This window comes from Amycolatopsis sp. SID8362 (assembly GCF_010550475.1).
GTDB lineage: Bacteria > Actinomycetota > Actinomycetes > Mycobacteriales > Pseudonocardiaceae > Amycolatopsis > Amycolatopsis eburnea.
The window spans coordinates 1-1,160 of the sequence record NZ_JAAGNB010000718.1 but is presented as its reverse complement, the minus strand read 5'-3'; the positions used below and the strand labels follow the sequence as shown (position 1 = coordinate 1,160).

General features: G+C 74.4%; 2 protein-coding genes. Both read right to left on the bottom strand.

Annotated features, from left to right (window positions below; genetic code table 11):
- On the bottom strand, window positions 1-887 hold an 887-nt coding region (locus tag G3I65_RS22005; RefSeq protein WP_160697783.1), incomplete at its 3' end, for a GAF domain-containing protein.
- Window positions 884-1,160: winged helix-turn-helix domain-containing protein (locus tag G3I65_RS22000; protein ID WP_160697782.1), on the bottom strand; the 277-nt coding region annotated here is incomplete at its 5' end. The genes G3I65_RS22000 and G3I65_RS22005, both read right to left, overlap by 4 nt.

Below are 1,160 nucleotides of genomic sequence, written 5' to 3'. Positions count from 1 at the left end.
TGCCGGGCCTGGCGCTCGCGCTCGGCCGCGCGCCGCTGGGTGACGTCCAGGACGTTGGCGATCAGCCGGACCGGCACGCCGTCCGGCCCGGCCACCGGCGAAACCGAGACGACCACGTCGAGCGTCCGGCCGTCGGGGTGGCGCAGCGTCGCCTCGTAGGGCGCCTCCGGCGCGGTCACCGGCGTGAACAGCTCGGCCAGCCGGACCCCGGTCAGTTCGTGCTCGGACCGCCCGAGCAGGTCGCGCAGTGCCTCGTTCGTCCTGGTCACGGCCCCGTCGGCGGCGGTGATCGCCATCCCGATCGCGTTGTCGTCGAACGCCCGCCGGAACCGCTCCTCGCTGTCGGCGAGCGCGCCGAAGAGCGCGTGGTGGTCGATGGCCACCGACGCCAGGTGGGTGAGCCGGTCGACCAGATCCCGCTCGCGGGACGTCGGCTGGTGCGTCCGCTCGTGGTAGACGGCGAAGGTGCCGACCACGCCGGCCCGGCCGCGGATCGGCGTCGACCAGCAGGCGCGCAGGCCGTGCGCGCCCGCGAGGTCGCGGTAGCGGATCCAGCGCGGGTCGGTGGTGACGTCCTCGGCGACGACCGGCGTCCCCAGGTAGGCGGCCGCGCCGCACGACCCTTCGTCGCGGCCGATGGCGAGCCCGTCGATGCGGGAGGAGTACGTGGCGGGCAACGAGGGCGCGGCGCCGTGGCGCAGCGTCGAGGATTCGCGGTCGAGCAGGAGGATCGAGCAGTGGCAGTCCGGCATGAGCCGTTCGAGGGTGGTCGCGACCTCGGTCAGCACGTCGGGCAGCGGGACGCCGCCCGCGATGCGTTCGAGGACCCCGGACTGCGCCTGGAGCAGCGCTTCGGTGTCGGTCGCGGCTTCGCGGGTGCGGGTCACGGCTCGAACCGGTAGCCGACCCCGCGGACGGTTCGCACCCGCTCCGGCCCGATCTTCTGGCGCAGGCGGTGGACGTGCTCGGTGACCGTCGCTTCGCCCTGCCATTCGGCGGCGCTCGCCCAGACGCGTTCGAGCAGCTGGGCGCGGGTGAACACCTGCCGGGGGTGCGTGGACAGGAACGTGAGCAGGTCGAACTCCTTCGCGGTCATGGTCAGCTCGCGGCCGTCGAGGAACACCTCGCGGGCGCCCTGGTCGATCCGCAGCCCGGCCGCG